Source organism: Anaerococcus sp. mt242, assembly GCF_016798225.1.
In the GTDB taxonomy this organism is placed as follows: Bacteria; Bacillota; Clostridia; order Tissierellales; family Peptoniphilaceae; genus Anaerococcus.
Window position 1 is genome coordinate 33592 of the sequence record NZ_JAEUYX010000010.1, and the last position, 22615, is coordinate 56206.

The following is a 22615-nucleotide window of genomic DNA, read 5'->3' on the forward strand; positions in this document are numbered from 1 at the left end:
TGACTTGTGGGTGGGGATTTCTTTTGAAAAATGTAGTCCTCGGCGATTTTTCGTACGGGCTTTTAGTCGGCTTGCTGACAAAGTTGATAAATCAATTTGAAACGTCGCGACATCTGATTTTATTTTTATGAGTTTGGTCCTCGGCGATTTTATCGCCTGCGGTAATTTCGCGCCTTTTAGGCACGACTCCTATATTAGCCAGGTAAATATGCCTTGATTTGGCATATTTACCCCGAAAACTTAGTGCGGTAGCACGGAAGAGCTTTGTAAAAGCGAGTTTTCGTAGGGGCTTGTTTTGGCATGCCAGGAGAGAATCGAACTCCCATCTTAGGCTTCGGACACCTTTGTTTTACCACTAAACTACTGGCACAAGAGTGATATTACTATACTGGATTTGGTCTAGAAATCTTAGTGGTAGGAAAGTGTTGCCTAGGCCGCTGTCTACATAAATTATTGAGTTTTCAAATTTAAATGTGCCCTTATCAAAGTCTGGCAATATTCCTTCTCCAGGGGCTATCAAACCGCCTATTATTGGAAGTTTTACTTGACCACCATGGGTATGGCCTGAAAATACAAAATCCTCATCTCCCCTATAATTATCTCTCACCTTTTTTGAAAAATGGCTTAGGATTATGTTTACATTTTTATCACTTGTCTTATAATTTTTATATGAAAAATCAAACATACTTGTCCCGTATAGGTAGAGATCATTGCCATTTATTTTTAAATTTTCGCCCTCATTTCTTAAGTATTTTATCCCTAGTCTATCAATTTCATTTAAAAATACATCTAAATTTGGACCGCCCTCTTCGTGGTTTCCAGTTATATAATATGTGATTTTATTTAAGCGTGATAATTTTTCTAGGAAATATACTGATCTTTTGATTTTATTTTCAGTGCCATAGTCAATAATATCGCCCGTAAGAATTATAAAATCTGGGTCAAATTTTTTTATATTTGCCAAAAGTTCATCTAAATTTTTAATAGCATTAGAATGAAAATCACTTATTTGAGTGATTTTTATAGGATTTTTAAGTTTTTCATTTGTAAGTGTAACTTTTTCCTCTTTTGCTACAAAACATTGATTATTTATATAAAGACCCAGGGCTATGGCTGTTGCCGAAAGCCCTAGGGCAATTTTACTAATTTTTTTCATATAAATTTTCTAAATATCCTTCACTTCCCAAATCGGATGGGATTTTAAACCCTGCTCGTGGACTAAATGCCCTTCCTGTTATATTTGGACCATCTACAGCAGTCGAGCGTTTAAATTGGCTTGCTGTAAATCTTTTGAAATATGAAATCAACCATTTTTTGATGGTTTCTTTGTCATATTTATCATCAAAGGCAGAGATTGCATCTTCTAATATTTCCTCTGCTGGCAGATGATAGGTCAAATGTTCGTAGATAAAAAAGTCTATTAATTCGTATGGTCCTATTATATCTTCTGTTTTTTGACTAATTTCTTTTTTATCTTCACTTATTAGTTCTGGAGATATTGGTGTATCAAGTATATCATTAAGAACTGCTTTTAGTTTTAAATTTTCAGTAGTCTCTGCTATAGCCCCTACTACATAACGAATTTCTGTTTTTGTAAGACTTGCATTTAGTGAATAATTACTCATCTGATCCCCATTAAAGGTTGCAAATCCTTGCATGGACTCAGATAAATCTCCTGTACCTATCACAATCCCATTATGCATATTTGCCAGATCAAATAATATTTGTGTACGTTCACGAGCTTGAGCATTTTCATATGCAGTATCTGGGGTAAGTCCATCATGGCCGATGTCTCTTAAGTGGATTTTTACAGCTTCTGTAATATTTATTTCTTTTAATTCTAAGCCCAAAGCCTCACAAAGTAAATAAGCATTTGATTTTGTCCTATCACTTGTACCAAAGGCTGGCATTGTATAGCAGTTTATCCCTGATAAATCATAGCCTACTTTATTGTAAGCGTGGACTAAAAATAAAAGGGCCATAGTTGAGTCAAGGCCACCAGATACTCCTAGAAATACATTTTTGACACCGATTTTCTGCATGCGGGTTAAAAGTGCACTTGCTCCTATATCAAGGACATCTCTTACATAATCATCCCTCTGTTCATATATAGGTAAATATGGGAATTTTTCCCTAGTTATATTTTCTTCAAACTTATCAAAGTGTAGTAATTCTTGATCAGTATATATCCTATATCTGTTTACATAATCTATTTGATCATTGCAAATAATTTTTTCTACTTTCCCATCTTCAGAAATTATATTTAAGCCGCCATATACAAAGTCTGTCGTGCTTTCACCCCTGCCTTGAGAAGTATAGACATAAGTTACATCTTTTGATAAAAATCTTACTCTATTTAAAATTTCTTCTTCATTTAAAGCCATTTTTACCTCTGCCGTTGGATTTAAAATAATTTGTGGGCAGTTAGCTATATCAGACTTGTAAGTTAAACTTCTTGGTATATCCATCATTTCATCTTCGCCAATGCTTACTGCTATATTTAAGTGACTAATACTTTTTGATAATGGATTTACCTCACACCAGTCATCCAAAAACGGTATAACTTCTCCGTCTGGTATATCACTAGCAAATACATTTTTTTCTGTTATAGACAGGTTCTTTTTGGTATACAAATCTACTAAATATCCATCCATTAGTAAAGCTATGGCATTATAAATTTTTCTATTGTATATTAAAGGAAAACCAACAGAAAATAAAATATTATAGCCTTTTGAAAACTCTTTTAATTCAAGGATAGCATCTTCAGCTAATAAAGCCATATCTTTGTATCCGTCATAAAGACTAGCTCCTGTAAGAGATAACTCAGGTAAAGATAGTATGCTCACACCGTCATTATAAGCATTTTTTACAAGATTTTTAATTGTTTCTTTATTTTTATTTATATCTCCAAGGGCAAGCTCAAAGTTTGTAGATCTAATTTTTAAATTTTTTCTCATAATCCACCTCTTAGAGATATTTTACCACAGATTACTACTAAAAATCTTTATACAATAAATTTTAATTATTTTTTCACAAAATATTTTATTTATAAATCTATAAGTGTATAATGTTATTACAGGAATAGATGTATTTAGGAGGAAAAATGCACAATATTAGAGAAATTCTTGACGGAATTTATTATGTCGGTGTAAACGACAGACGAATTGACAGATTTGAAAATATGTTCCCAGTAGAAAATGGTGTTTCATATTCTTCTTATGTTATAAAAGATGAAAAAAATGCCTTAGTAGATAGTGTTGAGTCTGGATTTACTAGACAATACCTAGAAAATATTGAAGCTGCCTTAGATGGTGAAGATTTAGACTATATAATTGTCCACCACATGGAGCCTGATCACTGTAGAAACATTGATTTTTGTATGAGAAAATGGCCAAATGCAAAACTAGTTGGTAATGCAAAAACATTCCAATTCTATGAACAATTCTACAATGACGAATTTAAAGATAGATATCATGAAGTAAAAGAAGGCGATGAACTAAATTTAGGCAGTCACAACCTTAAATTCGTATTTGCTCCTATGGTTCACTGGCCAGAAGTAATGATGTCATATGATACAAACAACCAAATCTTATTCTCAGCTGATGCCTTTGGTTCATTTAATGCTATAGAAGGACACCTAAGAGCAGAAAATGTAATACATAAAGGCGATTGGTTAGATCAAGCACGTAGATATTACATCAACATAGTTGGTAAGTTCGGTAATCAAGTTCAAGCTGTATTTAAAAAAGTAGCTGATCTTGAAATAAAAACTATCCTTCCCCTACACGGACCTGTCTATGATGACCAAGAATCTATTGGATTTATCATGAATAAATACAACAAATGGTCATCATTTACTCCAGAAGAAAAAGGTGTAGTTATCGTATATTCAACTATGTATGGTGATACAGAACAAGCTGCAGACATACTTGCAAAAGAACTTGCAGAACTTGGTGTTACAGAAGATATCAGAGTATATGATATATCTGGTTGGGATCCATCATATGTAATTGCTGATTGTCATAAATACAGCAACGCAGTTTTTGCACCAATCAACTACAACTCAGGTCTATATTATAAAATGGAGGCCTTCCTACAAGAACTTGCTGGAACAGGCTACAAAGATAGACACATTTCTTTCTTAAACAACTGGTCATGGGGTGGTACAAGCCTTAAAACTTCAAAAGAAATTCTTGAAGCTGGTAAACACAAATATGTAGGTGAAGATGTGCTAATCAACTCAGCAGTTAAAGATGAACAAGTAGACCAAATTAAAGAACTAGCAAAAGCTATCAAAGAAGACTTGGATGGCCAAGAATATTAAAATATAATTAAGGAGCCAATTATGGCTCCTTTTTTTATTTGCTATTTTATTTTTCTAAGTATATTTAAAGCTCCACCATCATATGGAGGGTATTTCATTTTCATTTCAAAATTCGAATTTGCTTCCATAATTGATTTTTGATTTGAAAAATTCTTAAAACCATAGTATCCATGATATCCACCTTGGCCACTATATCCTACCCCGCCAAATTGAAGATAGGGATTTGATACCATCATTAAAGTATCATTTACCATTCCATTTCCAAATTCCATATTGTACATAACTTTTTCTTTAGTACGCCCACTTTCTGTAAATAAATATAAGGCTAATGGTTTTGGTAAAGTTTTTACCTTATATAATACTTCATTTAGATTTGTATAAGTAATTATTGGAAAAATTGGGCCAAATATTTCTTCATCCATTAATTTGTTTTCAAAATCTACTCCATCCACAATTGTTGGAGCAAGTTTTAAATTATTGCTATCAAACTCTCCACCGTATATTATATTTTGACCTCTAAGAAGTCCTACAAGTTTTTCCAAATGTTCCTTATTAATTATATTGGCATAGTCTCTACAATTTATTGGATCTGGTCCATAAAATTCTAAGAGCGCATTTTCAAGTTCTCTCACAAATCTATCTTTTATAGATACATGGACTAAAATATAGTCTGGTGACACACAAGTTTGACCAGCATTTACTGTGTTTCCCCAGGCAATAGATCTTGCAGCAAGTCCTATATTTGCATCCCCTTCAACAATTGCAGGAGATTTTCCTCCTAGCTCTAGGGTAACTTTTGATAAATTTTTGCTGGCAGCTTGCATAATTTTTTTGCCAACTTCTGCCCCACCTGTGTAGAAGATATGATCATAATTATATGATAATAATTCGTCATGGCTTACTTGCTCATTATCCACTACATGGATATATTTCGGATCAAAATTTGCATTTATAATTTCTTTGATTAGACTTGATGTGTGCTTTGATTTTCTACTAGTTTTTAAAATTATTGTATTTCCAGCAGCCATTGCACCAATCAATGGGTCGATTGCTAGTAAAAATGGATAATTCCAAGGGGAAATAATAAGTGTTACTCCCATTGGCTCAAAAAGTGTGTATGATTTTGCAGGCATGGCCATTAGCGGAGTTTTTTCTGCTATTGGTTCCATCCATTCGGAAAGATTTTCTGTGGCCAGCTTTATTTCCTCATAGGCCATAGTAAGTTCTGAAGCATAGGCTTCAAAGTTTGACTTACCCAAGTCTTTTGAAAGAGCCATTAAAATATTATCTTCAAATGTGATTAGCAAATCTCTTAACTTTTGTAGATTTCTTAATCTAAAGTCTAAGGTCTTTGTTTCTCCTGAGTAAAAATATTCTCTTTGGAGATCTACTATTTGTCCTAAATTCATTATTTACTCCTTAATTTCTCTTAACTTGTCTTATTTTTACCCTTATTTAGCAAAAAAAAATAAAGCTTCCAAAATTTGGAAGCCCTTTTCTTATTAAAGATTTTCAATTACTTCTTCGATATCTGGCAATTCTGATGGTTCGTAAACTTTTACCCATTTTACATTACCTTCTTGATCGATAATTACATTTGCTCTTTGGCTAGCCCCATTTTCTTCATTGAATAGTCCATAAGCCTTTGTTACTTCTGCGTATGGGAAAAAGTCTGAAGCTATTTTTACATCTTCTATACAAAGAATGTCTGCCCATTTTTGTTTAGCTGGGAATGGGTCAACTGAAAGACCTATTACTACAGTATCGCCTTTTTCTTGGATTCTATCGTAATTTCTTTCTAGACTTCTCATTTGATCAGTACATACTGATGTAAATGCAAGTGGGTGCCAAGAAAGTATTACTTTTTTACCTTTAAGGTCAGATAAATTTATGTCATTTTTATTTTGATCTTTTAGTGAAAATTCTGGTGCTTTTTCATTAACTTTAATAGTCATAATTTACTCCTTTTATCTTCTTAACTCGATATTAAATATATACCCAATTAATTTTGATTTAAAAAATCATTGACAAATTTGACCATAGCTGTTGTACCTATTATGATAGATTTTTCATCTATATCAAAGTATTCGTTATGGTGTTCTGCTCCTGATCCTAATTCTTCATTTTTCGTACCTACTAGAGCAAAGACAATATCGCTTACTGCTCTATACTCAGTAAAGGTTTCTGATGCAAACCAAGTCAGATTTTTATATATACTGCCTGGCATTATATCATCAATTGATTTTTGGGCGAGATTTGCTAATTGCTCATTGTTTATAACCGGATCATTCATGTGATACATTTCATTGATTATAAATTCACACTCGTGGGCTTGGGCGGTAAGATTTCCTACTTTTTTCACAAGTTCTAAAGCCTTCTTTCCTTCTTCCGTATCAAAATAACGCAAAGTCCCAGCAACTCTGACATCATCAGGAATTACATTTGCAATTGCACCACCATTTATAAGTCCTAGACCTAATGTAACAGTTTTAGAAACATCAATTCGATTTATCCATGCACTTGCTAGGCCATTTATAATATTTGTAGCTGCAAATATAGGGCTAATTGATAAATCAGGGCGAGATCCATGGCCACCTTTACCGCGGACTGTAAAGTCAACAATTGCATTTCCCGCCATCACAGGACCTGCATCAACTCCAATTTTCCCTGTTTCTAAAAATGCTGCTAAGTGCTCTCCATAAATTGCATCTATATTTTCTTTTTTTAAAGCATCTATCATATTAAAAATTCCAGAGCCAGTTTCTTCGCCCTCTTCAAAAATAAAAATAACTCTTCCCCTTAGTTTGTCTTTATTTTCTACTAGAACTTTCATCGCTCCCAGAAGAGTTGCCATATGACCGTCATGACCGCAAGCATGAAAGATGCCATCGACTTTTGATTTACAAAGTCTCATTGATTTTTGATTTGAATCTTTTTCTAATATTGGCAATGCATCTATATCTGTTCTAAGGCCCACAGTCTTGCCAGGTTTTCCAGTATCAAGGGTTGCATAAAAACCAGTACACTTAACCTCAGTAATTGCTAGATTTAATTTTTTTGCTTCTTTTTTTAAAAACTTACTAGTTTCTATTTCCATACCAGATAGTTCTGGATTTTCATGCAAGTATCTGCGTGTAGATATTAGATAGTCCTCTAAACTTTCTACACTTTGTAAAATTTCTTCATTTGAAATACTCATTTTTTCTCCTAAATAAAAAGATAGGCAAAAGACCTATCTAAAATTAATTTTTATATTTATTATTATTAAATAATTTTTATTAAGCTCTTATGTTTTTACTCTACCTTTTTTTAGGAATAATATCGATAAGTATGAGTCAAAATTTCCAATTAAAAAACGACAATGCAAATTCATTGTCGTTTGTTTTTCTTATAATGAAGCAATAGCTTCGATTTCTATTGCTGCTCCTAATGGTAGAGCTGCTACTTGGATAGCTGATCTTGCCGGTTTGTGTTCATCAAAGAATTCTTTGTAAACTTCATTAACTGCTGCAAAGTCATTGATATCAGCCAAGAAAACTGTACATTTGATAACTTTATCAATTGATGAACCTGATTCTTCTAAGATAGCTTGGATGTTATTTAATACTTGTCTAGCTGCAGCTGAGATTTCTGTTACTAATTCTCCAGTTTCTGGATTTAGTGGAATTTGACCTGATGTAAATACAAATTGTTCTGTACCAATTGCTTGTACATATGGTCCTACTGCTGCTGGTGCTTTGTCTGTGTGAAATGATTTCATAATGTCTCCTTAAATTTAATATTTAAAATGTTTTCATACTACATTTATATAACAATTTAGCTAAAAATTCAAGGTTTTTTTTAATTTATTTTTAAATACTCTTCAAGAGTCAAATCATTTTCATAGATGTTCTTAGCATTTTCAACACCTACAAATCTAAAGTGCCAAGGTTCAGCCTTATGGTTAGTTTTGTTTTCCTTCCCCTTTGGATATCTTTCGATAAAACCATATTTGTAAGCATTTTCTGCTAGCCAATCGTAGCTTGCAGTTTTTTCAAACTTATCATTGTATTTGCTTCCTTCTGTAAAAAAGTCAAAGGCAGATCCTAGTTGGTGTTCATTTGTGCCTGGAGCTGAGCTATCAGGCTCAGAAACTTCAAACATTTTTTTCTCTAAATCATAATCCCTATAATCAGATGCAATTTTTACATCTAGATTTTCGCGTGCCATATCTTGACGCATGGTCTCGAAAGCACGTCTTGCTGTTTTGTCAACACCTGGGTCAAAGTCTTCTGGTAAGGGATGATCCTCATTTACAAAAGTAAGTCCATTTACAACCTTGATTTGCTTATCGCTATCTAGCTTTGATAGGCCATATTTATTTACATAATAATAGGTATCGTCGATTTTTACCTTAGAAAAACCATTTTCTGTACCAAAATAAGGCACATATGATCCTTCTTTAATGAACTTTTCAGTTTTTGAATAATCATTTGGAAATTGGTATGCATATTGTGTTTGCACACAAAGAACATATTCTTGTAGAGTATCGCTATATTTATCATCTTTTAGGGCATGACTTTCATCAACATCTGCATCTTTGAAACCAACATCAGTTGCTACATGAATTTTGTTACTTGTTTCTTTTTCTGTTTCTTCTTCAAGTTCACTAAAATTTCCTGCTGCTTGTCTGATTTCATTTGGTCTTGCGATTTCAAATTCATTATCATTATTGCCATTAAAACCAAATTGATAAATAGAAGCTACGACTGCTAGTCCTAATATTCCGCTAGTAAAAATCTTTTTGTTTCTTGCTTTTCTTTTCTTTGCCTGATTTCTCTTTTTTTCTCTGATACCTTTATTAGACATAATTAATTCCTATTCATTTATTTCAATATTATAGTTATGATTGTTTTTAGTGTAGACTGCGGGATATCAATTTTATAAAATATATCTCAATTTTATACGAAATTGATTTATTACTATTTATTAACATTATAGCATGATTGTTAGAAAATTAATAGGGGCAAAAGTACTTTATTTGCATAAAATATAAAAAAAATCGGCTATTTTAGCCGATTTTTGTAAAATTTAATTAATATTTATTACTTTCTGAAAATATCAAGGATTCTGCGGAAGTAACTTTTCTCTTTTTTAAGATTTTTTCTTTGCTCAGAAATTTGATTTTCATGTTGTCTTTTGTTTTTTTGAGCTACTTTTTCAACCGCTCTTTTTTCTTCTGCATTAATGCTACGTTTTTTAGCATTATTTACTAGGACTGCTTGGGCATCTATATTATTAACTTTTTGAACTTTTGTGTATTCTCCATTTGATAATAGTTTTCTTATTTTTACATCGTCAGATAGCATTAGGTCCATAAAGTCTAGGATGCGTTTTTTGATATCATCATCAAATATTGGTACTGCAACTTCCATCCTGTGTCTTATATTTCTTGTCATAAAGTCAGCAGATGAAATATATACTTTTGCATTTTCGCCCTGGCCAAATTGATAAACTCTGTGGTGTTCTAAAAATCTTCCTACAATTGAGTAAATTTCAATATTTTCTGTACGATTTTTCACACCAGGTAAGATACAGCAAATACCTCTAACGAGCATTACAATTTTTACACCTTCATTCGAAGCTTCGGAAAGTTTGTCAATAAGTATCCTATCAGAAATAGAATTAAGTTTTACTCTAATATATCCTTGACCACCTTGTTTTTGAATTTGAATTTGATCATCTATTAGTTTATCAAGACCATCTTGCATTGATTTTGGACTTACCATTAGATTTTTGTATTCGCCTTCAAGGTTTCCAAGCATTACATTATCAAATAAGTCTTTGGCATCAAGTCCTATTGCTCCACTTGATGTCATTAGCGAAAAGTCTGTATAAAGTTTTGCAGTTTTTTCGTTGTAATTACCTGTTGCTACTTGGGTGATGTATTGGATATTATCATTTTGATCTACTTTTGTTATCAGACAAATTTTGGAGTGGGTCTTGTAATTATCAAAACCATAAAGGATTTTACAACCCGCATCTTCTAATTTTGATGACCATAAGATATTATTATCTTCATCAAATCTCGCACGAAGTTCCATTAAAACAATAACATCTTTGCCATTTTCACTAGCCTTTATTAAAGCCTTTGCAATCTTACTGTCATGGGCAATCCTATAAAGGGTGATTTTTATTGAAACTACACTCTCATCATCAGCTGCCTCTTCTAAAAGTCTGATAACTGGATCCATTGATTCATATGGAAAAGATAAAAATATATCTTTTTCATTAATCTGCTCCATCATTGGACTGTTTGGATCAACCATAGCTGATGCTTGTGGACTAAATGGATCATAAGTATGTTTAGCAATAAGATTTTCTGGTAAATCTTCTACAAGACCAAATAAAAATCCCGCTTGCATCAATGACTTAGTTACAAAAATGTTTTTCCTATCTAGGTCAAACTGACTTTTTAAAAAATCTAGAGCCTGTTCAGAGAGCTCATTATCAATTTCAAGTCTTACTGGGTGTAATCTTTTTCTTTTTTTAAGCTTGCCCTTCATATAGTCTCTAAAGTCTTGATCGATATCATAGTCATCATCATCATAGGAAATGTCAGTATTTCTTGTTAGAGAAATAGTAGATTTGTTTTCTACTTCATATCCTTCAAAAACTTGGTAACCAAATTCTTTAATTATATCTTCGATAAAAACAAAGGTGGTATCATTGATTTTTAAGTATCTTTTGATTTTGTCTGGAACTTGGATAAGACCTACACTTTTGCTTTCATCATCATTATCAGCTACAAGTGAGAAAACTAAACAAAGAGCTAAGTTAGGTAGCCTTGGGAATGGATGAACCCTATCTACTACCTGGAAATTTAAAATTGGTTCAATTTTTGTATTAAAGTAATATTCTACAGATTTTTTATCTTTTTCATTAAGTTCAGAAACTTTGAGTAAATTTATACCATTTACTTTAAGCTCATCTACTATTTGAGCATAAACTTGGTCTTTTTGCTTATATAAGTCGACACATTCAGACAAAATTGCATCAAGTTGTTCATCACTGGTCATACCGGACTTGCTATCAATCGGTTTTTTCTTTAGATTTTTAAAATCAGTAAGACTTCCAACCCTTACCATGAAAAACTCTTCAAGATTGGTATCAAATATCGAGAAAAACCTTAATCTTTCTAAAACTGGTACATCTCTGTCATTTGCTTCTTCTAAGACTCTTTGGTCAAATTTTAGCCATGAAAGTTCTCTATTTTGCGTAAAAGATATATCTGCCATATGATTATTATTTATTCCTTCCTAGTAATTTATTATATACATACCCTTCTCTTACCCCAGTTTGACTAATACTAATTTTTTCACAATAAAAATATTTTGCCAAACGGTTTAATATTATCATACCCGGAAGTAGAGTATGTACTCTATCTGGTTTTACTGCTAGGATGGAATCTAGAATATCTCTTGGTTGTCTACCTATAACTTCTTTTACCATATCGTTAAGCTTACTTGCTACCATTACAGTGTTATAATTAGCTTCGTTATAGTAATCATTATAGTATTTTAAAGTGGCACGGGCTGTACCACCAACTGCACAAAGCAAATCATGATCTTCTCTATACATTTTGTTTGACTCAAGTAAGGCTTTTACTTCTGTATCTATATCTTTTTTCTCATCTTTACTTACAAATAATGAACTTACATAATCATTAAAGGCAGAAAGTGAACCGATAGAAAGAGATGTTGATTTTATAACTTTATTTTGATCAATAATTACAACTTCAGATGATCCACCACCGATATCTGTTAGCACACCACGAGAGACTTCTACTGAAGAACTTGCACCGATAAAGGCAAGTTTTGCTTCTTCTTCCCCGCTTATAATTTCAATATCTAAATCAAGTTCTTCTTTTACCCTCTCTAGGATTTCCGCTCTATTTGCTGCATCACGGATTGTAGCAGTTGCAAATGGATGAAGCTCATCTATATCTCCAAAATTATCAACTACACCCTTAAACACTTTTAATGTTTCAATAAGTCTTTGGATTCCTTTTTCTGATAATACTCCATCAGATACAAAAGTTTTTAGAGATGCCTGTTCTTTTTCATTAAATAAATTAGTTACCTTATCGCCAGATACTTTGTAAACAGAAAGCCTAACGGTATTTGAACCGATATCTATTACTGCATAAATCATCTTAAATCTCCTTTAGTTCTAAGTTGTAATCACAATCTAGAATATGATCTACAATCATCTTATTCTTTTCATTTACTTGGGTCATAAAAATATTTATAGACCCCTTATTATTTTCCTTAAAATTAATCTTACTAGCAATATTTTCAGCTGGATTTATAATATTTGCCTCATAAGTCAAGTTTTTTTCAATAGCTTTTTTTATAATTGGATAATGGGTGCAAGCTAAAATTATATTAGGAATTTGATTTTTATTTGCAATTTCTAGATAATTGAGCAAATTTTCATCAAGTTCATCACCACAAATTTTGCCATCTTCTATAAGTTTTACTAGATTTGGTGCTGCAACTTCATAGACCTCAATTTCTTCATTTTCAAGTCCATTTTTATATATATGGCTATCAACAGTAGCTTTAGTTGCAAGCACTAAAAAATCTCCCTCATACTGACTAGCATTTTCAAGACCTGCTTTTGTAATAGGATAAAACTTTTTTTGATATTTTTCTTCCAAGTATTCTGTGGCTATAGTTGAAATTGTATTACATGCTATGATGTATTGGTCTATGTCATACTTTTCTAAAAATTCGACTATCTCATCGGTAAATTTAAGAATTTCGTCTTTGGAGCGGCTGCCATATGGAGCTCTTTTACTATCACCTAAGTAATAGTAGTTCGCATTTTTTTCCTTAATTAATTCTTTTAAAACTGTTAGACCACCAAGACCAGAATCAAATACACCAATATTTGTCATACCAATTCCACCTTTTTTACAAATTCGTACTTTTCGTTCATTTTCTCATAAGCAATGTCAAGGGACTCATCATCCATAAATATGCCAAAAATAGATGCTCCACTACCACTAATTAGTGTAACTTCTGCCCCATAATCCAGAAATTCGTACTTAAGGTCTAGTAAATGAGGGTACATATCAGCAACCACATCTTCCATCACATTTTCAAAATAAAAAATAGCTGAGTGGTCACCATTTTTTAGCTTTTCAACAATTGAGTCATTTTCTACATGACCAAAATCTGCAAGTTTTTTATAAACTTCAGCTGATGATATTTTAGTGCCATCATTTACCAATAGTATTTTCATATCAAGATTATTTTCAAATGGGAATAGTATTTCTCCAATACCTTTTGCTCTAGACGGCAAATTTTCAAAGAAAAACGGAATATCTGCTCCAAGTTTTTTTCCTATTTCCATCATTTCATTTTTTGATAGATTTAGATTCCAAAGCTCATTTAAGCCTTTTATCATCTCAGCTGCATCAGTTGATCCCCCAGCAAGACCTGCTGCTATAGGAATATTTTTCTTTAGATAAACATCCACACCTGGATTTTCAGTTTTTTCTTTTAAAATTTCCCAAGCCTTATATATCAAATTGTCCTCAACCGGGCATATTGTTTCAAGATTTGATGAGTAGTTAAAAACTCCCTTATCATTTGGAATTATTTCGAGCTCGTCAAATAAGCTTATGCGAGCCATAATAGTATCAATCTCATGATATCCATCATCACGTTTGTATAAGCTATCCAAAGTTAAATTTATTTTTGCAAAACATTTTCTATTCATTTTAACCTCAGCTACAATTATAACAAAAATTATCAATTTTAAGCAAAAAAAATAATATGTTTATAAACATATTAAATCTCAAAAATATTTATTTGGTGCAGGATAGAAGACTTGAACTTCCACGACCTAAAATCGGTCACAAGATCCTTAGTCTTGCGCGTCTGCCAATTCCGCCAATCCTGCGTAAATACTAAATTATGATACACCTAAAAATAAAAAAAGTCAAATAAGAGTTGCCTCTTAAATGACTTGTGATAAGAATTGCTTGCTTCTTTCGTTTTTTGGATTTGCAAAAAAATCATAAGGATCATCACTTTCTTCAACTATATGACCCCTATCCATAAAAACTACTCTGTTTGATACTTCACGAGCAAATCCCATTTCGTGAGTAACTACCACCATTGTCATCCCATCATTTGCAAGCTCTTGCATCATTTCAAGAACTCCACCAACCATTTCTGGATCAAGGGCACTTGTTGGCTCATCAAAAAGCATTAGTTTTGGATTCATCATAAGAGCTCTTGCAATAGCTACCCTTTGTTTTTGTCCACCGGAAAGACTTACTGGATATACATTTTTCTTTTGGCTTAGTCCTATCCTTTCCAGTAGTCTCATTGCCTTTTCATTTGCTTCTTTTTTTGTCATTTTCCCTCTCATAACTGGAGCAAGGGTTAGATTTTCTATGATAGGCATATTTGAAAATAGGTTAAAGTTTTGAAAAACCATGCCCATTTCTTCTCTTAATTTATTTATGTCAACATTTGTATCATTTATCTTATTCTCTTCAAAAAATATTTCTCCAGCATTTGGTTTTTCTAAAAGGTTTAGACATCTTAAAAATGTAGATTTGCCTGATCCTGATGGGCCAATGATTGAAATTACATCATTTTTTTCAACTTCAAGGCTTACCTTATCCAAGACTTTTAAAGGACCAAATGATTTTTCCAAATTATTTACTTTAAGCATATAGGTACAACCTTTCTATCTTCTTAAATATTTTTTCTATTAGTAAAACTATTAATAAATATATTATAGCTGCTGAAAAATAAGCTGTTGCTGCATCAAATGTTTGGCTGATTACTATTGAAGCTCCACGAGTTAGGTCAGCAAGTCCTATAAATCCAGCAATTGATGTTTCTTTAAATAATGTTATAACTTCATTTCCTAAGGCTGGCAATGAATTTTTAAGGGCTTGTGGCATTACAACTTTTTTCATAGTTTGGAAGTTGCTTAATCCAAGGCTTCGTGCTGCTTCTTTTTCTCCTTTTGCAACAGAATTTATTCCACCCCTAAATAACTCTGCCATATATGCAGATGAGTTTAGACCAAATGAAATAATTGCTACCCACAATAGGCTATCCAGATTTACTAAAATTACATTAAACATTATCAAAAGCTGGATAGTAGAAGGTGTCCCACGGATAATAGATACAAAAACTGTAAAAATTTTATCTAACAATTTTATTAAAAATCCACCAAGTCCAACACTTTCTCCAGCCATATCTATGCTTGCTGCTCTTAGTAAAGCTATTAAAAGTCCTAGAGCAAATGAAATAATAAGTGCACAAATTGTAACAATTATTGTAGTTTTTAGCCCATCTAATAGATATTTGTAGGCCCCATTATCAATTATATTTGATTTGAATCTGCCAAAAATCCCTGAGCTGCTTTCTCCAACTTCTGATTTTTGGTATTTTTCCATAATTTTATCAATTTCGCCAGATTCTTTTAAAGCTGCAATAGCTTCATTCATTTTTTCAAGCAGTTCTGGATTATCCTTACTGATTGCTAGGGCGTATTCTTCTTCTAAATATGGTGTATCGATGATTGTAAGATCTTTATTGGCATTTACAAAATTTTCTGCAGAATGTTTGTCTAAGATTACAGCATCAATTTTTTTATTTTGTAAAGAAAGAATTGCATCTGGGACTTTGTTAAATGAATTTACATTCGCCTCACCAAAGTCATCTTTTGCTATGGTATCCCCGATAGTTCCAAGTTGGGTTCCTATTTTTGCACCATCATTTAAATCTTCAACTTCTTTAATATCAGAATCTTTTCTAACAATTACAATTTGGCTGGTTTTTGTAAAGGAGTCTGTGAAATTTACTGATTTTTTACGTTCTTCTGTAACAGTAAATCCAGCTGCACCACCATCCATTTTGCCTGACTGGATACTTGCAATTATGGTATTAAAATCCATATCATGGAGTCTAACTTCATAACCTAAATAATCTCCAATTGCTCTTACAATATCAGGATCAATTCCAACTATTTCATCATTTTCAAAGTATTCATAAGGTGGGAAATCTGCACTTGTTCCAAAATCAATTACCCCATCATCTACAAGTTCATCTTCTGCAAATGTTTTAAATGGTAAACATAATACCATAATAAAAATAATTGCTAGCAGGCTTTTCTTTTTACTTTTCATCTATTCTCCATTCTAACTTAACTTTTCTAAGACAAAGGCAATTTGTCTTTCTACTTCTTTCTCAGCGGGACCACCAAGGGATTTTCTCTCATTGACACATTTTATTATATCAATTTCTTGGTAAATGTCTTCTTCAAATAAATCTGATTCATCTTTATAGATGTTTAAGTCGATTTCATCCAAAGCTTTGTTGTTTTCTATTCCATATTTTACAAGTCGTGCAGAAATATGGTGGGCATCTCTAAAACTTAGACCCTTATTTACCAAATAATCTGCAAGATCAGTTGCATTTAAAAATCCATTTTTACAAGCTTTTAGCATTTTTTCTTTATTTACTTTTAAACTTTTTATTTGCCCGGCCATAACTTGTAATGAAATTTTTATTGTATCTACACTATCAAATATGGATTCCTTATCTTCTTGCATATCTTTTGAATAAGCTAGGGGCAAACACTTTATCATTGTAAATGATTGATTCATATTTCCTATAAGTCTTGCTGACTTACTTCTAATTAACTCAGCTATATCAGGATTTTTCTTTTGTGGCATAATTGATGAGCCAGTAGAAAATTTATCATCTATGCTTACAAAATGATATGGTTGGGATGACCAAATAATTAATTCTTCAGAAAGTCTTGACAAATGTATAGCTATAATTGATAAAGTCGATTGTAATTCCAATATATAATCTCTATCACTTACTGTATCCATGGAGTTTTGCATAATAGTATCAAATCCTAGTTCCTTTGCAGTAAATTCCCTATCAATTGGATAAGTTGTCCCAGCCAAAGCACAGGCTCCCAGCGGTGAAGAATTTATTCTTTTTTTTAAGTCTTCTAATCTTTCTAGATCCCTAAGACCCATCATAGCATATGCCAACAAATGATGAGCGAAAGTCACTGGCTGAGCAGCTTGCAAGTGAGTGTAGCCTGGCATTATTGTTTGAGTGTTATTACTTGCCACATCACACAAAACTTTTAAATATTCTTTCAAAAGTGAGCTTATATTTTTAACTTCATCTCTTAAATGTAATCTTAAATCTGTTGTAACTTGGTCGTTTCTGGACCTAGCTGTGTGCATTTTTTTGCCTACTTCTCCAATTTCAGCTATTAATGCTCCTTCAACAAATGTGTGTATATCTTCACTTGATAAGTCTACTTCTATTTTGCCGTCTACAAGTTTTTGACTAATGGTTTTTAAACCATCTATTATATTATCTGAATCATCAGCTTTTAAGATTCCTGTTTTTTTAAGCATCTTTACATGGGCTATGGATCCTTTTATATCATCAAATACCAATCTTTGGTCAATTTTTATTGATGAATTAAATTCTTCTGCAAATTTATCTAGGTCACCTGATAACATGCCGCTCCAAAGTTTCATTTTAATTTTCTTCACTTTCTTTTACTACTTTTGAGTATATTTTTGTGCTAAGTCCAAATAAATTTATAAACCCAGTTGCATCTGATTGGTTATAAACATCATCTTCTTCAAATGTTGCATACTCTTCAGAATATAGGGAGTTTGTTGCAAAAATACCTGCTGGTTGCATAGATCCCTTATAAAGTTTTACTTTTACTTTTCCACTTACATTTTCCTGAGTTTTTTCGATAAAACTATCCATGGCTTCTTTTAAGGGTGTCATCCATTTTCCGGCATAAACTAAATTTGCATAGTCTAGTGCCATTTTTTCTTTATATTGTAGGGTATCAGGATGAATTGTAACTGATTCTAATTTTTCGTGAGCGAAGTATAAAACACTTGCTGCAGGATTTTCATATACTCCTCTTGATTTCATGCCTACTAGCCTACTTTCAACTATATCATCTACACCAATTCCATGTTTCCCAGCAATGATATTTAGTTTTTTTACTAGGTCAGATCCCTTTAGCTTTTCGCCATTTAGTCCAATAGGATTTCCTTTTTCAAATTCTATTTCAACAGTTTCTGCCTTATCAATTGCCTTTTCTGCTGGCGTTACCCAGTATAATATTTTTTCTAAATCAGCTGGATTTTCTGGATTTTCTAAGTCTAATCCTTCGTGAGATAGGTGCCATATATTTTCATCCATAGAGTAGTCTTCATCTTTTTCTACTTTTAAAGGGATTCCATGCTCTTTTGCGTAAGCTTCTTCTTCACTACGTCCTTTGATATCCCAAAATCTCCATGGTGCAATGACTTTTATTTCTGGTGCAAGGGCCATAATTGATAATTCAAAACGAATTTGATCATTACCTTTGCCAGTACAACCATGAACTATTACATCTGCATTTTCTTTTTTAGCAATATCTACTAAAACTTTTGCAATTAATGGTCGAGCTATAGCAGTTCCTAATAAATAGTTATTTTCATACTTTGCGTTAGCTTTTAGTGATTTATAGGCATAGTCTTCAATAAATTCGTCTTCTACATTTACATTATAAAATTTGCTTGCTCCAGATGAAAGAGCCTTTTCTTCTAAGGCTTTTGGATTTTCTACTTGACCTAGGTCAACTGATACACAAATGACTTCTCTTACACTATGTTCTCCTAGCCAGTTTACAATAACAGATGTATCTAGGCCACCAGAATAAGCTAGTATTACTTTTTTTGCTTCTTTTAAAACTTGGTATTCATTTTTTATCATAATATCCTCCATTAAAATTTTTTAAAATATAGTCATTTGTGTATCTTTTTGGCAATAAAAAAAGCTTCCATCCCAAAAGGGACGAAAGCTCGTGATACCACCCATATTTATTTATTTTTCACAAAATAAACCTCATCAAGTACAAATTATACTCTAACTCTGTAACGGGAGTTCCCGAATAAATCTCCTTGTATCGACTTATTAGCTCAGAGGTTCTTTTCTTTACCTAACCACTTATCCCCTCTCACCATCTAGGATTCGCTTTAAGCTTTTTAGATAAATACTCTTCTCTTCAACACATTTTTAAGACTAATATTCTAATTAAAGTCATTTTATCTTATTATATTTACTTTGTCAAATTTTTTAAATATTTAATATATGAAGTATATGATTTCTATATTCTGTAAATTTCTTATCTGTCCTATCTCTTGGATAATCCATGTCTATATTTACAATTTCTTTTATTTCTCCAGGACGTGGTTTCATGACTATAACCTTATTTGACATATAGATTGCTTCGTCAATATCATGGGTTACCATTATCATCATGGTATTATTTTCATCCCAAAGTTTTAAAAGTTCATCTTGCATATTCATTCTGGTAAATGCATCTAGGGCACCAAGTGGTTCATCTAATAAGAAAACTTTTGGCTCATTAATCATTGTTCTAATTAAAGCTACTCTTTGGGCCATACCTCCGGATAAGTGATGAGGATAGGCATTTTTAAACTCGATTAGACCAACTTTTTCCAAAAGCTCATCTACCTTTTTATAATCTGCATTATTTTTTAAATTTCCAGAAAAAGCTACATTATCCTTTACTGTTAGCCAAGGAAAAAGTGTAGGCTTTTGAAAAACCATGCCCCTATTGCTATCTGTGCCTTTAACCTCTTGATCATTTAATTTTATAGATCCATTTGTAGGCTCTATTAAACCTGCAATTAATCTTAAAATGGTAGATTTTCCACATCCAGATGGTCCTACTATTGAAACAAATTCTCCATCATTTATTGTAAAACTTACATTCTTTAGAGCGTGGGTTATCATTTGAGAATCAGGGCTTACAAAATCTTTATTAATATTTTCAAAAACTAGTTTACTCATTAATTAACCATTCCTTCTTGCCAGATTAGAGCGCGATCTCTAAGTCTTCTCAAAACCCAATTTACAAATAAAAATGTCAAACAAATTATGATTATTGCCCCATACATACTAGCATATTCTGCCCATGATTTTTTCCAATTGATATACCAACCAAGACCTGACTCTACTCCCATCATTTCTGCAATAAGTAAGGAAGTACATGCTGAACTCATGCCGGCTGTAAGGCCTTGAAAAATATTTGGTAATGCTGATGGAATTGCAATTTTTCTTATCAATTGATTGTTACTTGCTCCCAGTGTTTTTGCAGCTTCATAGTAAGATTTATCTACGTTACGGATACCCGTCATAGTTGCAAGAGTTACTGAAAACCAAACCCCAAGTGCTATTATAAATACTGCTCCCTTAAAAAGAGTTGTTGCAAGCACCATTACAACTGGCAGCCATGTTGTTGTAGGAATTGGCCCTAATATTTTCATAAAAGGCTCTACCCAATATGAAACTTTTTTAGAATAGCCGCACAAAATGCCTGTTATAAGTCCCAAAATACCCCCTATTAAATATCCTATAAAAAGCAGTTTGAGAGATGAAAAAGTAGATTGCATTATGTAATCACTATCTTTTAGTATTGCATTAAAAATCATATCAACGTATGGGAAATATGGCAGTCTAAGCTTTTCTGTTTTTAGGGTCAATATATCAAGGGCTATTAAAATTAGCAATATCAGACAATAAAATGGAGCCTTATATATCAAATGGTCCCTAAGCTTTTTATTTTTTATTGATATTAAAAGACATATAAGATAAATACCAACTAATATCCACAAAAATCCATTATACAAATTGCTTTGTTTGGCTGTTGCTCTGTGATTTGGCATATAGACATATTCAAAAATTGCAATTAGTCCCATTATAATGGGCATCAGTAGTCTTAAAATATTACTTAGTTTATAATTCTTTTTAGAAATAGGGCTTTGCCCACCAAGAACATCTTGATGAGCATCATCCTTTATATTTTGATTTTCTTTCATGACTTAAAATTTCTTATTTTATATCGCTATCTTTTAAACCTAGACTATTCCAGTAAGTTTTTATAAAGTCTTCTTTGGTCATATCTGAATCAATTATTCCAAGATTTTTGTAATCTTCAATAACTGTTTCTAATGTGCTTTCAGTATCATCAAGTGTTACTGCCCAGTTATATGAATCCATCATTTCTACTACTGTATCAAAGTCTCCAGTTGCCCAGTTATTGTCAAATAAGATTTGTGCAGCTTCTTCTACATTATCTTCAATCCATTTTTGTGTTGAAAGTACTGCTTCATTGTATGCCTTTGCCATTAGTGGGTTTTCTCTTACAAAATCACCGTTTAGGGCATTTATACAGCATGCTTCATTTTTAAAATCATCGTCAAATGATAAAGATCTAATTCTTTTGATAGTACCATCTTCAACAAATTTGCTGGCAAATTCATCAGATAGGATAGCACCTGCTAGCTCACCATTTTCCATAGATTGAACTATAGCAGAATTTTCTACTTGTTTGTACTTAACTTCATCTGGTTTGATACCATCGTTGTTAAAAAATCTTATTGCAATATTATGATCGGCACTTCCAATTGATCCTGGGAATCCTACTGTTTTATCTTTTAGACCTTCAGTATCATTAATCTCACCATTATCAAGTACGTAAAGTGATTTACATCCTGTGTGTGCTCCTGATGCAAAAACTGCATCAACCCCATTTACTGTTGGAGGAACGAATTTTGCAATATGACCAATTGTTGCATCTGCTGTGTGAGTACCAATTGAGTCAACATCACTTTCTACATTTATAAACTCAACTTCAAGTCCTCTTTTTTCAAATTCACCACGTACACTTGCAATTCCTGGTGCACCTGTACACACTCCACCGTTATAGGCTACTTTGATTGGTTTACCGTAGTGAGGTTCATCTTCCATTTTTCCTGTTGATTCAGTTTCTTTTGTTTCATCTTTGCTGTCATTTGCTTCTTTACCTGTTTCTTCTTTGACAGTATTTGAATCTTTTTCGTTTACATTTTCTCCAGATGTATCAGTTTTTGGATCGCCTGCTGGCATTTCTGTCTTAGTATCTTCTTTTTTTGATTCTTGATTATCATTCACACATGCTGTAAAAGATAGAGCCATTGCTAATGTTAGAGCTACTTTTTTAAAATTATTCATTTTTTTCTCCTAATTATGTAAATTTTCAGTTTTTTTGCACAAAAAAACCTGTAAAAAACTTTACAGGAGTGTCTCTTTTTAATTAAATTAATCTTTAAGGCGTTTTACTTATAGATTAGTTAAAAAAGAGCGCACTTTCCCTATTAAGAAAGCTAAC

Annotated in this window: 19 protein-coding genes, 2 tRNA genes and 1 other annotated feature; of the genes, 1 reads left to right on the forward strand and 20 read right to left on the reverse strand. The window is 32.3% G+C overall.

All coding sequences use genetic code 11. From position 1 onward, the window contains the following. Positions 1–296: 296 nt before the first annotated feature. The 3 genes from JNO63_RS05590 to nadE all read right to left on the reverse strand — a co-directional run bounded on the left by JNO63_RS05590 (position 297) and on the right by nadE (position 2957). A tRNA-Arg gene (locus JNO63_RS05590) sits at positions 297–370 on the reverse strand. Continuing rightward, positions 356–1156: a metallophosphoesterase gene (locus tag JNO63_RS05595; RefSeq protein WP_203127516.1), complete on the reverse strand. Its 801-nt coding sequence runs from the start codon at positions 1154–1156 to the stop codon at positions 356–358. Before JNO63_RS05595 ends, JNO63_RS05590 begins: the two co-directional genes overlap by 15 nt. Further along, positions 1143–2957 carry an NAD(+) synthase gene (gene nadE, locus JNO63_RS05600; protein WP_203127517.1) on the reverse strand — a complete coding sequence of 605 codons (1815 nt, stop codon included), beginning with the start codon at positions 2955–2957 and terminating at the stop codon, positions 1143–1145. The genes JNO63_RS05595 and nadE overlap by 14 nt, the downstream gene beginning before the upstream one ends. 146 nt (positions 2958–3103) lie before the next feature. On the opposite strand from nadE, the gene JNO63_RS05605 reads away from it, so the two are divergent. Further along, entirely contained in the window at positions 3104–4324 is a 1221-nt protein-coding gene (locus tag JNO63_RS05605) for an FprA family A-type flavoprotein (protein WP_203127518.1), read from the forward strand. Positions 4325–4365: 41 nt separating this feature from the next. Here JNO63_RS05605 and JNO63_RS05610 read toward each other — a convergent pair whose 3' ends face one another. The 17 genes from JNO63_RS05610 to JNO63_RS05690 all read right to left on the reverse strand — a co-directional run bounded on the left by JNO63_RS05610 (position 4366) and on the right by JNO63_RS05690 (position 22458). Beyond that, positions 4366–5733, reverse strand: a complete 1368-nt coding sequence (locus JNO63_RS05610; RefSeq protein ID WP_238390483.1) for an aldehyde dehydrogenase family protein — start codon at positions 5731–5733, stop codon at positions 4366–4368. 93 nt (positions 5734–5826) lie between these two features. After that, positions 5827–6279, reverse strand: a complete 453-nt coding sequence (locus JNO63_RS05615) for a redoxin domain-containing protein (protein ID WP_203127519.1) — start codon at positions 6277–6279, stop codon at positions 5827–5829. A 47-nt stretch (positions 6280–6326) separates the two neighbouring features. Next, a complete protein-coding gene (locus tag JNO63_RS05620) occupies positions 6327–7523 on the reverse strand; it encodes an amidohydrolase (RefSeq protein WP_203127520.1) in 1197 nt (398 codons plus the stop codon). Positions 7524–7712: 189 nt separating this feature from the next. Continuing rightward, positions 7713–8084 carry a RidA family protein gene (locus tag JNO63_RS05625; protein ID WP_238390484.1) on the reverse strand — a complete coding sequence of 124 codons (372 nt, stop codon included), beginning with the start codon at positions 8082–8084 and terminating at the stop codon, positions 7713–7715. Between the two features lie 80 nt (positions 8085–8164). Then, positions 8165–9172, reverse strand: a complete 1008-nt coding sequence (locus JNO63_RS05630; protein ID WP_203127521.1) for a M15 family metallopeptidase — start codon at positions 9170–9172, stop codon at positions 8165–8167. 236 nt (positions 9173–9408) lie between these two features. Then, positions 9409–11601, reverse strand: a complete 2193-nt coding sequence (locus tag JNO63_RS05635; protein WP_203127522.1) for an RNA degradosome polyphosphate kinase — start codon at positions 11599–11601, stop codon at positions 9409–9411. A 7-nt stretch (positions 11602–11608) separates the two neighbouring features. Then, positions 11609–12517, reverse strand: coding sequence for a Ppx/GppA phosphatase family protein (locus JNO63_RS05640; protein WP_203127523.1), 909 nt, complete (start codon positions 12515–12517; stop codon positions 11609–11611). 1 nt (position 12518) lies between these two features. Further along, complete coding sequence (murI, locus tag JNO63_RS05645; protein WP_203127524.1) at positions 12519–13265, reverse strand: glutamate racemase; 747 nt, start codon at positions 13263–13265, stop codon at positions 12519–12521. Next, a complete protein-coding gene (ispE, locus tag JNO63_RS05650; RefSeq protein ID WP_203127525.1) occupies positions 13262–14092 on the reverse strand; it encodes a 4-(cytidine 5'-diphospho)-2-C-methyl-D-erythritol kinase in 831 nt (276 codons plus the stop codon). Before ispE ends, murI begins: the two co-directional genes overlap by 4 nt. Before the next feature lie 93 nt (positions 14093–14185). Continuing rightward, positions 14186–14275: transfer RNA gene (locus JNO63_RS05655), tRNA-Leu, on the reverse strand. Positions 14276–14332: 57 nt separating this feature from the next. After that, positions 14333–15058 (reverse strand): amino acid ABC transporter ATP-binding protein, encoded by a 726-nt coding sequence (locus JNO63_RS05660; protein ID WP_203127526.1) that lies wholly within the window; start codon positions 15056–15058, stop codon positions 14333–14335. Then, a complete protein-coding gene (locus JNO63_RS05665) occupies positions 15051–16526 on the reverse strand; it encodes an ABC transporter substrate-binding protein/permease (protein ID WP_203127527.1) in 1476 nt (491 codons plus the stop codon). The genes JNO63_RS05660 and JNO63_RS05665 overlap by 8 nt, the downstream gene beginning before the upstream one ends. A gap of 12 nt (positions 16527–16538) precedes the next feature. Then, complete coding sequence (gene argH / locus JNO63_RS05670; RefSeq protein WP_308669842.1) at positions 16539–17924, reverse strand: argininosuccinate lyase; 1386 nt, start codon at positions 17922–17924, stop codon at positions 16539–16541. After that, a complete protein-coding gene (locus JNO63_RS05675; RefSeq protein WP_203127528.1) occupies positions 17911–19152 on the reverse strand; it encodes an argininosuccinate synthase in 1242 nt (413 codons plus the stop codon). The genes argH and JNO63_RS05675 overlap by 14 nt, the downstream gene beginning before the upstream one ends. A gap of 74 nt (positions 19153–19226) precedes the next feature. After that, positions 19227–19457, reverse strand: a binding site (T-box leader). 58 nt (positions 19458–19515) lie between these two features. After that, positions 19516–20256: an ABC transporter ATP-binding protein gene (locus tag JNO63_RS05680; RefSeq protein ID WP_203127529.1), complete on the reverse strand. Its 741-nt coding sequence runs from the start codon at positions 20254–20256 to the stop codon at positions 19516–19518. After that, positions 20256–21284 (reverse strand): ABC transporter permease, encoded by a 1029-nt coding sequence (locus tag JNO63_RS05685; RefSeq protein ID WP_203127530.1) that lies wholly within the window; start codon positions 21282–21284, stop codon positions 20256–20258. Before JNO63_RS05685 ends, JNO63_RS05680 begins: the two co-directional genes overlap by 1 nt. A 13-nt stretch (positions 21285–21297) precedes the next feature. Beyond that, the gene (locus JNO63_RS05690) at positions 21298–22458 is read right to left on the reverse strand and encodes an ABC transporter substrate-binding protein (protein ID WP_203127531.1); all 1161 of its coding nucleotides are present in this window, start codon (positions 22456–22458) and stop codon (positions 21298–21300) included. Between the last annotated feature and the right edge of the window lie 157 nt (positions 22459–22615).

Bases quoted from the DNA above. Each gene is read 5' to 3' on its own strand.
- JNO63_RS05620 (WP_203127520.1), bottom strand. From the start codon at position 7,523: ATGAGTATTTCAAATGAAGAAATTTTACAAAGTGTAGAAAGTTTAGAG.
- JNO63_RS05665 (WP_203127527.1), bottom strand. From the start codon at position 16,526: ATGAAAAGTAAAAAGAAAAGCCTGCTAGCAATTATTTTTATTATGGTA.
- JNO63_RS05635 (WP_203127522.1), bottom strand. From the start codon at position 11,601: ATGGCAGATATATCTTTTACGCAAAATAGAGAACTTTCATGGCTAAAA.
- JNO63_RS05685 (WP_203127530.1), bottom strand. From the start codon at position 21,284: ATGAAAGAAAATCAAAATATAAAGGATGATGCTCATCAAGATGTTCTT.
- JNO63_RS05610 (WP_238390483.1), bottom strand. From the start codon at position 5,733: ATGAATTTAGGACAAATAGTAGATCTCCAAAGAGAATATTTTTACTCA.
- murI (WP_203127524.1), bottom strand. From the start codon at position 13,265: ATGACAAATATTGGTGTATTTGATTCTGGTCTTGGTGGTCTAACAGTT.
- JNO63_RS05660 (WP_203127526.1), bottom strand. From the start codon at position 15,058: ATGCTTAAAGTAAATAATTTGGAAAAATCATTTGGTCCTTTAAAAGTC.
- JNO63_RS05675 (WP_203127528.1), bottom strand. From the start codon at position 19,152: ATGATAAAAAATGAATACCAAGTTTTAAAAGAAGCAAAAAAAGTAATA.
- JNO63_RS05625 (WP_238390484.1), bottom strand. From the start codon at position 8,084: ATGAAATCATTTCACACAGACAAAGCACCAGCAGCAGTAGGACCATAT.
- JNO63_RS05605 (WP_203127518.1), top strand. From the start codon at position 3,104: ATGCACAATATTAGAGAAATTCTTGACGGAATTTATTATGTCGGTGTA.
- nadE (WP_203127517.1), bottom strand. From the start codon at position 2,957: ATGAGAAAAAATTTAAAAATTAGATCTACAAACTTTGAGCTTGCCCTT.
- JNO63_RS05680 (WP_203127529.1), bottom strand. From the start codon at position 20,256: ATGAGTAAACTAGTTTTTGAAAATATTAATAAAGATTTTGTAAGCCCT.
- JNO63_RS05640 (WP_203127523.1), bottom strand. From the start codon at position 12,517: ATGATTTATGCAGTAATAGATATCGGTTCAAATACCGTTAGGCTTTCT.
- JNO63_RS05615 (WP_203127519.1), bottom strand. From the start codon at position 6,279: ATGACTATTAAAGTTAATGAAAAAGCACCAGAATTTTCACTAAAAGAT.
- JNO63_RS05690 (WP_203127531.1), bottom strand. From the start codon at position 22,458: ATGAATAATTTTAAAAAAGTAGCTCTAACATTAGCAATGGCTCTATCT.
- ispE (WP_203127525.1), bottom strand. From the start codon at position 14,092: ATGAATAGAAAATGTTTTGCAAAAATAAATTTAACTTTGGATAGCTTA.
- JNO63_RS05595 (WP_203127516.1), bottom strand. From the start codon at position 1,156: ATGAAAAAAATTAGTAAAATTGCCCTAGGGCTTTCGGCAACAGCCATA.
- JNO63_RS05630 (WP_203127521.1), bottom strand. From the start codon at position 9,172: ATGTCTAATAAAGGTATCAGAGAAAAAAAGAGAAATCAGGCAAAGAAA.